At 61.5% G+C, this 12,046-nt stretch carries 12 protein-coding genes; 6 read left to right on the top strand and 6 right to left on the bottom strand.

From position 1 onward, the window contains the following. Window positions 1–59: 59 nt before the first annotated feature. Window positions 60–566 (top strand): exosortase H, encoded by a 507-nt coding sequence (xrtH, locus tag Thiosp_RS14105; RefSeq protein WP_201063356.1) that lies wholly within the window; start codon window positions 60–62, stop codon window positions 564–566. Then, window positions 563–1,183 carry an exosortase H-associated membrane protein gene (locus Thiosp_RS14100; protein ID WP_201063357.1) on the top strand — a complete coding sequence of 207 codons (621 nt, stop codon included), beginning with the start codon at window positions 563–565 and terminating at the stop codon, window positions 1,181–1,183. The genes xrtH and Thiosp_RS14100 overlap by 4 nt, the downstream gene beginning before the upstream one ends. A gap of 81 nt (window positions 1,184–1,264) precedes the next feature. Here the strand turns inward: Thiosp_RS14100 and Thiosp_RS14095 are convergent, their stop codons facing one another. Continuing rightward, on the bottom strand, window positions 1,265–3,307 hold the full coding sequence (locus tag Thiosp_RS14095; protein WP_201063358.1) for a transglycosylase SLT domain-containing protein: 2,043 nt from the start codon (window positions 3,305–3,307) through the stop codon (window positions 1,265–1,267). A gap of 336 nt (window positions 3,308–3,643) precedes the next feature. After that, entirely contained in the window at window positions 3,644–3,835 is a 192-nt protein-coding gene (locus Thiosp_RS14090) for a hypothetical protein (protein ID WP_201063359.1), read from the bottom strand. A gap of 107 nt (window positions 3,836–3,942) precedes the next feature. Here Thiosp_RS14090 and Thiosp_RS14085 point away from each other — a divergent pair, with 107 nt between their 5' ends. From Thiosp_RS14085 to Thiosp_RS14075, 3 genes are all read left to right on the top strand, one after another. Continuing rightward, the gene (locus tag Thiosp_RS14085; RefSeq protein WP_201063360.1) at window positions 3,943–4,167 is read left to right on the top strand and encodes a hypothetical protein; all 225 of its coding nucleotides are present in this window, start codon (window positions 3,943–3,945) and stop codon (window positions 4,165–4,167) included. 226 nt (window positions 4,168–4,393) lie between these two features. Continuing rightward, the gene (locus tag Thiosp_RS14080; protein ID WP_207187977.1) at window positions 4,394–6,019 is read left to right on the top strand and encodes a tetrathionate reductase family octaheme c-type cytochrome; all 1,626 of its coding nucleotides are present in this window, start codon (window positions 4,394–4,396) and stop codon (window positions 6,017–6,019) included. Beyond that, window positions 6,019–6,672, top strand: coding sequence for a cytochrome b/b6 domain-containing protein (locus tag Thiosp_RS14075; RefSeq protein ID WP_201063361.1), 654 nt, complete (start codon window positions 6,019–6,021; stop codon window positions 6,670–6,672). The genes Thiosp_RS14080 and Thiosp_RS14075 overlap by 1 nt, the downstream gene beginning before the upstream one ends. On the opposite strand, the gene Thiosp_RS14070 is transcribed toward Thiosp_RS14075, so the two are convergent. The 4 genes from Thiosp_RS14070 to Thiosp_RS14055 form a co-directional block, all read right to left on the bottom strand. Continuing rightward, entirely contained in the window at window positions 6,669–7,508 is an 840-nt protein-coding gene (locus Thiosp_RS14070) for a uroporphyrinogen-III synthase (protein ID WP_201063362.1), read from the bottom strand. The genes Thiosp_RS14075 and Thiosp_RS14070 overlap by 4 nt on opposite strands. Further along, window positions 7,505–8,431 carry a hydroxymethylbilane synthase gene (gene hemC / locus Thiosp_RS14065; protein WP_201063363.1) on the bottom strand — a complete coding sequence of 309 codons (927 nt, stop codon included), beginning with the start codon at window positions 8,429–8,431 and terminating at the stop codon, window positions 7,505–7,507. The genes Thiosp_RS14070 and hemC overlap by 4 nt, the downstream gene beginning before the upstream one ends. 104 nt (window positions 8,432–8,535) lie before the next feature. Next, the gene (locus Thiosp_RS14060; protein WP_201063364.1) at window positions 8,536–9,276 is read right to left on the bottom strand and encodes a LytR/AlgR family response regulator transcription factor; all 741 of its coding nucleotides are present in this window, start codon (window positions 9,274–9,276) and stop codon (window positions 8,536–8,538) included. Further along, window positions 9,273–10,373, bottom strand: coding sequence for a sensor histidine kinase (locus tag Thiosp_RS14055; RefSeq protein WP_201063365.1), 1,101 nt, complete (start codon window positions 10,371–10,373; stop codon window positions 9,273–9,275). Before Thiosp_RS14055 ends, Thiosp_RS14060 begins: the two co-directional genes overlap by 4 nt. Before the next feature lie 85 nt (window positions 10,374–10,458). Between Thiosp_RS14055 and argH the strand changes: the two genes are divergently transcribed. After that, entirely contained in the window at window positions 10,459–11,874 is a 1,416-nt protein-coding gene (argH, locus tag Thiosp_RS14050; protein WP_201063366.1) for an argininosuccinate lyase, read from the top strand. The last annotated feature ends 172 nt before the right edge of the window (window positions 11,875–12,046 follow it).

Here is a 12,046-nt window from a genome sequence, read left to right as displayed (position 1 = left end):
GGGCTCGACAATCAGGTCGAGCCCGTCGTCTTGCATGCGGATGCAGGCCATCTAGTCCTATGCGAGGCTTCTTTGTTCGCTTTTCCTTGCTTTTGACGGCCCTGTTCGTGCTCGAATGGCTGCCCTCGGTGCAGGCCGCAGTGGTGGTGCCTTTCACCAACAGTGTGGCAACGCTGAGCGGCTGGCTCATTCAGCTTTGGGACGCTCGGGTGTTGACCCAAGAGAATCTGATCTGGAACCGCGAAAACGGCTTTGCCGTGTCGATTGAGGCGGGCTGCAATGGGGTCGAGGAATCCATTGCGCTGGTGGCGGCCATGGTGGCTTATCCGGCGAGTTGGCGCGATCGATTGATTGGCCTGGCTGGCGGTGTGTTGACGGTGCAGGTGCTGAATCTGCTGCGCATCATCACGCTCTTTTACCTTGGGCAGTGGCACCAAACGTTCTTCGAGTGGGCGCATCTTTATGCTTGGCAGGCGCTGATTATGCTCGATGTGCTGCTGGTGTTTCTGTTCTGGCTGCACTGGATCAGGCCGCCGCGCACCCAGCCTGGCGGTGCGATCGCATGAACGGCGACAGACCGCTTTTTGTTGGCGCTAAACCTGGCGCCTGGCTGCGGCCCTTTGTGGTGGCCGTGATTATCTGGCTGCCGCTGTGTTTCGGCGCCTGGTACTACCTGTCGCCCTTGCTCTCACAGTGGCTGGCGATGCTGACGGAAGCGGTGCTGCCACGGCTGTTTCCGGCCGTGATTGCTGGCATCGAGACGATGGGACCGGGGCTGGATGTGGTCACCAAACTGGTGCCATCGGGCGCGCCCGGGCAGGGTGTCGGCGAGTTGTTGTTCGAGATCAACCCGCTGAAATACAGTTTCAGTCTGCCGCTTTACACGGCGCTGGTGCTGGCTGTGCCCATTGATGAGGACTGGAAGAAGCTGTTCGGCTGGCTGCTGGGGGTCATGGTGCTGAGTGCGGGGCAGGTGTTCGGCATCGGTGCGGAGATTCTGAAGGTCCTCTCTTTTAACCTCGGCGAGGAAGCGCGCCCACTGCTGGGTTTTTCACCCTGGCAGCACGAGGCGGTGGCGCTCTGCTACCACTTTGGTTCTTTGATTCTGCCCTCAGTGCTGCCGGTGATGCTCTGGCTGGGGCAGTTTGGCCTTGGGCTGATTGAGCCCGAAAGCCCGTCCTGACGAGCTGCTTGTGCTCGCTCGGCGCGCGGATAAAGGGTTCGCCCGGCTTATGGGGTGAGGTCTGTTATCCGTCGCTCGCGTTTATCGGTTTCCCACCGCTGTTAGGGATGCATTGGATTTCATGCGGGTCTCGACGATGGGAACATAGAGCGGTCGGTCGAGTGGCAGCACGGCGTTGGTTTCGACGTCCGGATTATATTGTCGCAGCAGCCAGAGCGGGATCTGGTAGGTCTTGACGGCGATGTCCCACAGGCTTTGGCCCTCACGAATCAGGTGCTCGGCGACGCCGGTGATGCGGTACTGCGCAAAATAGTCGAGCTGACGATTGCGATGGAAGGCGATGCGCTGCTGTTCGAACTGCTCCGCGGAAATGTGCGAAAAATCCAGCTTCAGACGCTGGCCGATCATCAGCGGCTTGTCATCGCCAAGCGCATTGTCGGCGCGCAGTTGTTTGGCATCGACCTTTAGCCACTGGGCATAGTGACCGAGCGTTTCTGCAACCTGGATTTCGATGCTGGCGTCGGCGGAGACGCTGTAGTCGGTCGGGTCGGCGGCGAGATCGGGCTGGGTCTCGGCCAGGGGCGTTGCGTTGGCTGGCTCGACAGAGGCTAGGAGGGCATCTGCTGGGCTATCTGGGAGGCCATCTGGGGGGGCATCTGGGGTGCCGGCGCTGGGGATGCTGGTCTGTGGCTGCGCGACATCCGCGGGTTGGTCGGCTGCCGTGGTGTTGGCCGCGATCGGCGGGGCCTCAGTCGGCGCGGTGGCTTGTGAGGCAAGCTCCGGCGGGCTTGGAGATGCTTGTGCGGGTGTTGGCGCGGGTGTTGGCTCCTGGTCGAGCGCGGCGGCGGCGATGGCCAGGGTGTCCTCTTCTGGTGTTTGCAGGGAGAGCAGTTCTGGCAGCAGGATTGCTGCACCGGGACCGAGTGGGATGGGAACTTCTCCGCGCGGGATGCGCAGGCGCTGGCCGGTTTGCAGCGCATGGGCGTCGTCGAGGCCGTTCATGGCGACCAGTTCGCTGATACTGGTGTCGAGCCGGTGGGCGACACCGGAAAGCGACTCCCCATAGCTGAGATCGTAATAGGTGAGCGGTAGCTGGCCATCGAACCCGAAGCGCGCGGAGAATTCGGCCAGTTTGCGCTCGGCCAGCGGCTGCTCGATGGGCGGGGGCAGGCGCAGGCGGTCATTGCGGGCGATCAGCTGCTTGCCGTTCCAGACATCGTGATGCATCTGCGGGTTGACGGCGCGCAGGTCGTGTAGGCTGATGCCGAGAAACTCAGCGAGTCGCGGCGCGGGGAGATAAGCCGGTGCCACGACCTCAAGCGCCTCGCTCGGGTCGAGTGGGCGGAAATAGCGATCCGGTGCGACCGACAGATCATGGGCGGCAATGAAGGCGACATAAAAATTGCGCGATGCGAAGCCGAAGCGGTTGCCCTGGTATTCATCAATGATGCGCACGATGTCATGGCTGCCGGTGGCGCGCACGGCACGGCGCACGCCGGCTAGACCATGGTTGTAGGCGCTGATGGCCAGCGGCCAGCGCTCGAGCACCGAGTAGTTGTGATGCAGCAGATTGGCCGCAGCCTGGGTCGATTTAATGACATCGTAGCGCTCGTCAATTTCCTCATCCACCCGGATATAGCGCCGCGCCGTGGTGGGCATGAATTGCCACAGGCCGGCGGCGCCGACCTTGGAGATCGCCTTGGGGTTGTAGGATGACTCCACATGGGGCAGGGCGGCGAGACCGACAGGCAGCCCGCGCTCGCGGAAGATGGTCTCGACCTGGGGCTGCCAGGGCTGCGCGCGCTCCAGCCCTTCGCGAAAGCGATCCTCCTGTCCGCGCTGGAAGCGGATGCGTTCCGCCGCCTCGCGCAACTCATGCGGCTGACCGCCACGCCGGCGCCAGGGCTCGAGTGCGTGCTGCTCAAAGGCATTGAGGTCGGCTCTTTTGCCTTCGGCCAACGCCAGCATGGCCGCGCGATAGTGGGCGATGGTTTCTTCAATCACCCGGTTTTGCGAGGCAAGGGGGGCGCCCTGGTTCAGATACAGCGGGGTGTAGATGATCGACAGGTCGCGGCTGTCGTGGATTAAGCCGCTGGAAATATCGAATTCAGAATAGATCCTCATCCAGAAGCGCATCGCCGGCTGCAACGCCGGTGGGCGGGGGAATGGATCGGACGGGGCTGCGTATGCGCCAGGCGAGGAAGGCGTGAGAGTCCAGAAGGGTGTGAGTGTCAGCAGCAGCAGGCAGGTGAGGAGTTGCTGCCGGCGCGGTTTGAGCGCGCGCTGAGGGATCGGACCCTGGCTAAGACCTGGGGTCAGATGTGGCGTTCCATTGCGACGAAGTGACTGGGTGCTGCGGTGTCCTTGCTCTTTATCGGGCGTTTGGCTGGCGGGCATTAGTGTGCGTCGGCTCTCGTCGTACGTTGATTGTACCGGAGCCGGGAGCAACGAGCTCTTTGGCTAGGGTTCCCCAACGCGCAGCATATCGACAAAGGCGATGGCGGGATTATCGCCAAGATAGTGGACCGAGACCTGATAGATCAGCGACATCGGCAGCCCAAGAAGGACGAAGACCAAGACCGCGCTGAACAGGTCAATCCGTCGGCGCCTGCGAGGCGAGGCAAAGGCGGGTTTGGGTCGCAACATCATCATGGAGAGGCTATGCCTTGTGTAAGTTTGGGGTCTTGTAGAGTTTAGGGCCTTGGGGCAAGGGCGTTAATGTCTACGAAAACAGAGTGTTATATGGAGCCTGCGCGGGCTTGTCTGTAGGCGACAGTCATCGTCGCGGGTCTGCTCGTTTTATTGTAACTCAAAGTATTGATCATGTTGAACAAGTTGGCGAGAAAAGAATTGGAAATTTGCCAACTTTTCAGCATTTTGATTTCCCTAAAATTGGCTCGGACAATTTTGATTGGTTGCGCGAAGTCACTGACAAGTTTGCAATCTTCGACGATGCTGGATTTGTGGTCGTGGTGCGCCGGTAGCGGCTTGCTATCTGGTATCCGAAAACAATAGCCACACCAAACTGCCAAAGGAGTCGATTGTATGCGTCACTGTACCTGGTTTTCCTGTTCGCCGCCGGTTCAAGTTCCGCGGCCGCCAAGTCTGATCGGGCGAAGCTTGATCGGGCGAAGCTTGATCGCACGGATACTAGCTTTGCGGATACTGGCCTTGCGAATACTGGCCGTGCGGATTGTGGCGGCCTTAAGCTTGGGTGTCTTGATCCTGGGTGGGGCGCCGAGTGTTCTTGCCGAGGCGGCACACGACGGCTGGCCCACGCCCCCGGCCACGCCAGACAACCGCACGCAGGTGTCCGGTCCGCTGCAGGGCGGGACGGCGGACCACAGCAAGTTTGATCAGCTCAAAGGTCCCTTTGCCGATGGCTCGGAGGTGACCAAAGCCTGTCTTGGCTGCCACACCGAGACTGGCAAGCATTTCATGCAGAACATCCATTGGACCTGGTCCTATGTGAATCCTGATACCGGGCAGCAACTGGGTAAACGCTATTTAATCAATAATTTCTGCACCAATTCCCGAGGTAACGAGGGGATGTGTGCGCAGTGTCACGCCGGTTATGGCTGGAAGGACGAAAGCTTCGACTTCAGCGACGAGACCAAGATCGACTGCCTGGTCTGTCACGAGACCACCGGCACCTACTACAAAACCCCAAACAGCCCCGGAAACAGTGCCTGCTCGGTGATGTTTGAGGGCAAGCCGCCGATCGACTTCCCTGCCGTTGCGCAGAGTGTTGGCCTGCCCGAGCGCGCCAACTGCGGTACCTGTCACTTCTACGGCGGCGGCGGCGACAATGTGAAGCACGGCGATCTATCGAGCGCGCTGAAAGCGCCGCCGCGCCGGCTTGATGTGCACATGGGCGAGGACGGGCTCAACTTCGCCTGCACCGCCTGCCATATCACTAGCAGGCATATTTGGGCCGGCAGTCGCTATCAGGTGGTGTCGAAGGATCTTGAGGGCACCGGCCAGCCGGGCATGCGCACCGATGTCGCCACCTGTGAGTCCTGCCATGGGCTGGCGCCGCATCCGGTCGATTCACTGGCCAATTTCAAGCTCAATGATCATGTGCAGAGCGTTGCCTGCCAGACCTGCCATATTCCTGAGTTCGCGCGTGGTGGCGTGGCGACTATCGTTGACTGGGACTGGCGCACCTCTGGTAAGACCCGCGATGGCGAGGGCTACCACGAGGAAGGCTATATCCAGGGCAATGGTGAGCACCGTTATACCTATAAGTCGATCAAGGGCGACTTTACCTATGACGAGAATGTGATCCCGCAATATGCCTGGTTCGACGGGCAGATGCGCTATACCACCATCGATACCCAGTTCGACCCGAATGCGGAATTTATTGAGATCAACGGCTTTAGCGGCTCGCACGATGATCCGAGCTCGCGCATCTGGCCGTTCAAGCGCATGCATACCTGGCAACCCTATGACAAGGGGCGGGGGACGCTGGTCTATACCAAGCTCTGGGGCGAGGATAAGGCGGCCTATTGGGGCAACTACGACATGGGCGCGGCCATCGCCAAGGGCATGGCGGATTTCGGGCTGGAGTACTCAGGCGAGTTTGGCTTTATCGAGACGCTGTCATGGTGGCCCATCACCCACATGGTCGCGCCCAAAGAGAACGCGCTGGCCTGCCGCGACTGCCATCAGCCAAAGGCGAGCCGTCTGGCCTCGGTGGAGGGGATTTATCTTCCCGGGCGGGATCATAACCACTGGCTGGACATCATCGGCACCCTGCTGGTTGGTGGCACCCTGGCGGGCATCATCATTCACAGTCTCATCCGCATTTTCTCACCCAAGGGAGCGCGCCACTGATGACGATTCAACGGGTTAAAATCTTCAGTCTGTTTGAGCGCTTCTGGCACTGGGCGCAAATGCTGTTGATCCTGGTGCTGCTGGTTACGGGCTTTGGGCTGCACGGCTTTCATCAGCTACTGAGCTTCAGAACTGCGGTGACCTTGCATACAGGCGCGGCTCTGGCGCTGTTGCTGCTGTGGGCCTTTAGCGTGTTCTGGTTGTTCACCACCCGCACCTGGCGGCATTTTATCCCCACCTGGCAGGGCATGTGGGGGGTGCTAAGATTCTATGCTTATGGCATTTTCAAGGGGGAACGCCATCCTTACCGCAAGGCCTATTGGCGCAAGCACAATCCGCTACAGGCGCTGGCCTACCTGATGCTAAAGATTGTGCTCTTTCCGGCGATTTGGATCACCGGGCTTTTGTATTTGTTCTATTTTCTCTGGAGCGGCCTTCCAGGAGCGCCGGTATGGCTGAGCAATATCGCCCAGGTGCACACGGCAGCGGCATTTTTGATTCTGGCCTTCGTGCTTATCCATGTTTACATGCTGACCACCGGCCACTCCTTCCGCGAGCATGTTATGCCGATGATCAACGGCTTTGATGAGGTCGACCTGACACCCGAGGAAGAAGCCTACCTGCGCAATGATCAGCCGGGGGATATTCGCTAGCGCGGTGCGCGCTGCGCCAGCCGGCATAGCGCATCGACAAGGGCCGGGTCGCTCGATTCGGAGGCGACAGCCACGGTGCGAAAGCCCAACTCCATCGCGCTGGCGGCGGTGCGATTGCTGTAGACGGCCAGCGGCAGGGTGCGCAGCCAGGGGTGCTCGGACTCGGGCACCAGGCGGTGGAGATTGTGCAGCACCTCGTCGCTGGTGGCGGTCAGCAGCTTGAGTTTTTCATGCCAGAGCGGTAACTGATCCGTGGCATCGCGCTCGGGCAGGCCACGGCTGTAGACCTCAGCGTAGACAACATTGGCCTGGCGTTGCGCCAAGGTGTCACCGAGCATCGGTCGGCCGCCTTCTCCGCGCACGATCAGGATGCGCCGGCCCTGCACCTGCGTGAGCTCGGGCAGCTCAAGTAAGCCTTCACTGTCGAAATGCTGGCTGGGGATCAGGTCGGGCGTGCGTCCCGCGTCGCCCAGAGCTGCAGCCGTGGCCGCGCCAACGGCGGCGATCATCGGTCCCGCGGGCGGCGCGGCAGGAAGCTTCCCGCCGGGCAACAGCTTGAGCGCGAAATTGACCGCGTTGCGGCTGATGAAAATCAGGATGTCCCAGGGCTCTTGCAGGCGTTGCTGTGCTTCCCCCGCATGGTCCGATGGGCGAATGCTGACGGTGGGGAAGAGCAGCGGCTCGCCATTGGCCTGCTTGACCAGTGCGCACAGCGGCGCTGCCTGCTCCGCCGGGCGGGTGACTAGCACAGTCTGGCCGCCGAGATCGCACGGGGGGCCGGGGAGCGAGCCGTCCGGCAGGTCGCGCGCTATTGAGTTGCGGGCAGGGTTTGTCATTCTTCACTCAGCGCGCTGAGAATCTCATCGGCGCCCTGTGCAAGCAGCGCCTCGGCCACGCGCGTGCCCATGGCCTCGGCCTGATCGGGGGCGGCGCTTTCCTCGGCGCGCAGAAGGCGCAGGCCATTCGGGGTGCCGACCAGCCCGCGCAGGTAAAGCTGTCCGTCCTGGTGGATGGCATGGCCGGCGATGGGCACCTGGCAGCCGCCGTCGAGGCGCTCGTTCATGGCGCGCTCAGCAAGAACGCGCTCGGCGGTGCTGGCGTGGTGCAGCGGGGCGATCAAGGCATTGACGCGGGCATCGTCGCTGCGACACTCGATGCCGATGGCGCCCTGGCCGATCGCTGGCAGGCTCTGCTCCGGTGGCAAGGTGGCGCGGATGCGCTCGCCAAAGCCAAGGCGAATCAGCCCGGCGGCGGCCAGGATGATGGCGTCATAGGCGCCGTCGTCGAGCTTGGCCAGGCGGGTGTTGACATTGCCCCGCAGCGGCTCGATGCGCAGATCAGGGCGGCGGGCGGCGAGCTGGCATTGGCGCCTGAGGCTGGAGGTGCCGACGCAGGCGCCCTGGGGCAGCTCATCGATGCTTGCAAAGCGATTGGAGACGAAAGCATCGTGCGGATTCTCACGCTCTAGGATGGCGGCCAGATGCAGCCCATCGGGGAAGCCGACGGGGACGTCTTTCATTGAATGCACGGCAATGTCTGCGGTGCCCTCGAGCATGCCTTGTTCAAGCTCTTTGACGAACAATCCCTTGCCGCCGACCTTGGCCAAGGGGGCGTCGAGGATCTTATCGCCACGGGTGGTCATGCCGACGATCTCAACCTCCAACTCCGGGTGCAAGCGACCGAGAGCGGCGGCGACATGCTCGGCCTGCCACATGGCAAGGGGGGATTTGCGGGTAGCGATCTTGAGGGTATCGGTCATGACATGAGGTCCGGTGCAAAAGGGTCAAAAAAATTCAGACCGGGGAGTATAGCGATTTGCGCGGGGCTGCCGCATCGATAATGCGTATTTTGCCGGGAGCGAATTCAGCTGGCGCGCAAAAAGCGGCGCACGTTGGGCAGGTGGCGGCGGCTCACGGGCAGGCGTTGGTCACTGCCGTCAAGGACGGCGAGAATCCCACCATCCGGGCTTTTGTCGAGTCCGATCAGGCGTCGGGCGCAGACCAGGGTGCTGCGATGAATGCGCAAAAAGCGCCCGGGGAACTCCTGCTCCAGGGTCTTGAGTGATTCATCGATCAGCAGCTTGCCGCTGCCGTGATGGACGGTGACGTATTTCTGCTCGGCCTGCAAGAACAGGATATCTTCCACCGCCACCGTCTGCACCCCACCGCGATACTGGGCGCTCAGATAGCGCCGCGGGGAGGCCGATGGCGTGCTGCCATCCTCCGGCGGCTGTTGCTGCGGTCTGGTAACGACATGCAGCCGCTCGAGCGCCTCGCGCAGCCGCTCGCCGCGGACTGGCTTGACCAGATAATTCGCGACCTGATGCTCAAATGCTTCCAGCGCGTACTCGGGATAGGCGGTAATCAAGATAACCGCCGGCGGCGGATTGAGCCGCGCCAGCTGCTCGGCGGCGCTGAGCCCGTCGATGCCGGGCATGCGGATGTCGAGCAGCACCAGATCGGCGTTGGTCTCGACACAGCGGCGCAGCGCATCGGCACCATTGTCGGCCTCGGCGACCAGCTGATAATCGCCATCGAGCTCGCCAATCAGGCGGCGCAGGCGCTCGCGTGCATGAGCTTCATCATCGACGATGAGTATCTTCATGCCCGTCTCCTGGGGTGAGGAAAGGCGAATCGCACCAGGTATTCCTGGTCTTTGGCACCGTGGCGCAGGCTGGCGGTTCCGGGGAACATCGCATCGAGTCGCTGACTGACGTTATCGATCGCCATCCGGTGGCCGCGGGGGCTCGATCTAACGCGCTCCCCGTCCGCTGGCAGGCTGTTGACGATGGTTACATGAATTTGCCCGTGACGATAGCGCGCACTGATGCGGATATAGCCCGGATGCATGGAGGGATGAATGCCGTGGTAAACAGCGTTCTCGACTAGGGGCTGGAGAATTAATGGCGGTAGCAGAGCATCTTCTGGTACCTGCGCGATGTCCCACTCTACGCGCATACGCGCGCCAAGGCGTTGCTGTTCGATATTCAGATAACGGCGCGCCAGCTCGAATTCTTCGCTCAGGGTGGCGGTGTCGGTATCCGCAGCCAGCGAGGCACGAAACAAATCTGCCAAATCCAGCACTGTCTCCTCAGCGAGCTTGGGGTCGGTGCGCGTCAGGCTGGCAATGGTATTCATGCTATTGAACAGAAAATGCGGGCGAATCTTTGCCTGTAGGGTTTTGAAGCGGGCATTGGCGACCGCTTCCACCTGGGAACGCCATTGCTGATGTAAATAAAGGTAGCGCAACATGAGCGCGCCGACGATGGCGCTGATGCAAAGCGCGCGCAGTATGAGTCCACCAAGGCCGTCGCGCGGAAACAGGGCTTGAGTCATCTCCTGCGGAATCAGCAGAGCAGCGCCGAAGGTGACTGCGGCGCTCGCGCCGATAATCATGGCGAGCGCGCTGAGCGCGCCGAGACGGGCATCGACGCGTCCGAGCAACGGTCGCGCGCCGCACAGGAGCGCGGCGCTGAGCAGGGCGATCAGCTGGACGAAAACTGACAGCGGCCCCATTCTGGTCCAGAATGTCGTCAGCGGCTGCGGCGAGGTCAGAGTGATCAGAATCGCCAGCAGCTCGGCGTAAATAACCACGCCCAGCACCATCGGCAGGCTGCAGAAGTCAGGTAGCAGACTCGCCTTGGTGGGATCAGCCTTGGTGGGATCAGCTGGCGTTGGTTCAGCCTGGGGCGGGCGTCTCATTTGTTCTCTCACCACCGATTCGATCATATAACTTTAGGCATTAACGGCGATTTGCGATAGCCATTCACCGTTTGCGGCGGAACTCATGCAACAACCAGAGTCTAGTCAAAAGCCCTGGGCAGGGCGCTTTAACGAACCGACCGACGCCTTTGTCGAGGCCTTTACCGCCTCGGTAGGCTTTGATCGACGCTTGTATCGGCAGGATATTCAGGGCTCCCAGGCGCATGCGCGCATGCTCGCGCGTCAGGGAATTTTAAGCGACGGTGAGTGCCAGGCCATTGTCGAGGGTCTTGAGCGGATTGCAACACGTATCGAGCAGAATAACTTCCCCTGGTCGGTGCCGCTCGAAGATGTGCACATGAACATTGAAGCGGCGCTGACCGCCGACATTGGTGATGCCGGCAAGCGCCTGCATACCGGACGTTCGCGCAATGATCAGGTTGCGACTGATATTCGCCTATGGCTGCGCGAGGAAGTGGACCACATCAGCCGGGCTATTCGCGGGCTGCAGCAGGCGCTGGTCGATCTGGCTGAGCGCGAGGCCGCGACTGTTTTGCCGGGGTTTACCCACCTGCAGGCGGCGCAGCCGGTTACCTTCGGTCACCACATGATGGCCTGGTACGAAATGCTCGAGCGCGATCTTGAGCGCCTGCGCGACGCGCGCCGGCGTATTAATGTGATGCCGCTTGGTGCCGCCGCCCTGGCCGGAACTACCTACCCGATCGACCGCGACTACACCGCCGAACTGCTCGGTTTCGACCGCCCGGCGGCAAACTCGCTCGATGCCGTGTCCGACCGGGATTTCGCCATCGAATTTAGCGCTGCCGCGGCCATTATCGGTATGCATCTGTCGCGCTTTTCCGAGGAGCTGATCATCTGGTCTTCGGCGCAGTTCGGCTTTATTACGCTGTCTGATGCCTTCTGCACTGGTTCTTCGATCATGCCGCAGAAGAAAAACCCGGATGTGCCTGAGTTGCTGCGCGGCAAGAGCGCGCGCTTGTTCGGCCATCTTGTGGCTTTGCTGACGCTGATGAAAGCTCAGCCGCTGGCTTACAACAAGGATAATCAAGAGGACAAGGAACCGCTGTTCGACATCGCCGACACGCTGCGCGGTGGGCTGAAGGTGTTCACCGACATGATGGGCGCGCTGCGCTGCAATCGCGAGCGTATGCGCGCGGCGGCCTTGCAGGGTTTTACCACCGCGACTGATCTGGCCGACTATCTGGTGCGCAAGGGTGTGCCTTTTCGCGATGCGCACGAGATTGTCGGGCGCGCGGTGGCGCTTGGCGTGGAGCGCGGCTGCGATCTGGCGGACCTCAGTCTGGCGGAGCTGCGCCGGTTCTCGCCGGCAATCGGCGAGGATGTCTTTTCCATTCTGACGCTTGAGGGCTCGGTGGCGGCGCGTGATCACTTTGGCGGCACTGCTCCGAACCAGGTCCGCGCTGCTGTGGCGCGGGCGAGAGAGGCGCTGGCGGCTTGTGAGTTTGCTGCTGGCCGTTGATTGGTGCTTTAAGCCGAAAACGCATTTGTGATTGCTATATCGCCGATCCTTAGCGGAATGAGCCGTGAGTTTGCGGCTTGTTTCGGGTCGGATAACGGTCGCGGGGGACGCCGTGAATACATCCCTGTAGGCTTCCCAGCGGCGTCCTGCCGCTGGAGACCCCCGCGCCCGT

The organism is Thiorhodovibrio litoralis, from assembly GCF_033954455.1.
GTDB classification, from domain to species: Bacteria; Pseudomonadota; Gammaproteobacteria; order Chromatiales; family Chromatiaceae; genus Thiorhodovibrio; species Thiorhodovibrio litoralis.
The sequence above is the reverse complement of the archived record's forward strand: the minus strand, read 5'-3'. Positions and strand labels throughout refer to the sequence as shown.

Excerpts from the sequence above, each read along its gene's own strand:
- Thiosp_RS14070 (WP_201063362.1), bottom strand. The coding sequence starts at position 7,508 with ATGACAAACCCTGCCCGCAACTCAATAGCGCGCGACCTGCCGGACGGC.
- xrtH (WP_201063356.1), top strand. The coding sequence starts at position 60 with ATGCGAGGCTTCTTTGTTCGCTTTTCCTTGCTTTTGACGGCCCTGTTC.
- hemC (WP_201063363.1), bottom strand. The coding sequence starts at position 8,431 with ATGACCGATACCCTCAAGATCGCTACCCGCAAATCCCCCCTTGCCATG.
- Thiosp_RS14090 (WP_201063359.1), bottom strand. The coding sequence starts at position 3,835 with ATGATGATGTTGCGACCCAAACCCGCCTTTGCCTCGCCTCGCAGGCGC.
- Thiosp_RS14055 (WP_201063365.1), bottom strand. The coding sequence starts at position 10,373 with ATGAGACGCCCGCCCCAGGCTGAACCAACGCCAGCTGATCCCACCAAG.
- Thiosp_RS14100 (WP_201063357.1), top strand. The coding sequence starts at position 563 with ATGAACGGCGACAGACCGCTTTTTGTTGGCGCTAAACCTGGCGCCTGG.
- argH (WP_201063366.1), top strand. The coding sequence starts at position 10,459 with ATGCAACAACCAGAGTCTAGTCAAAAGCCCTGGGCAGGGCGCTTTAAC.
- Thiosp_RS14095 (WP_201063358.1), bottom strand. The coding sequence starts at position 3,307 with ATGAGGATCTATTCTGAATTCGATATTTCCAGCGGCTTAATCCACGAC.
- Thiosp_RS14075 (WP_201063361.1), top strand. The coding sequence starts at position 6,019 with ATGACGATTCAACGGGTTAAAATCTTCAGTCTGTTTGAGCGCTTCTGG.
- Thiosp_RS14060 (WP_201063364.1), bottom strand. The coding sequence starts at position 9,276 with ATGAAGATACTCATCGTCGATGATGAAGCTCATGCACGCGAGCGCCTG.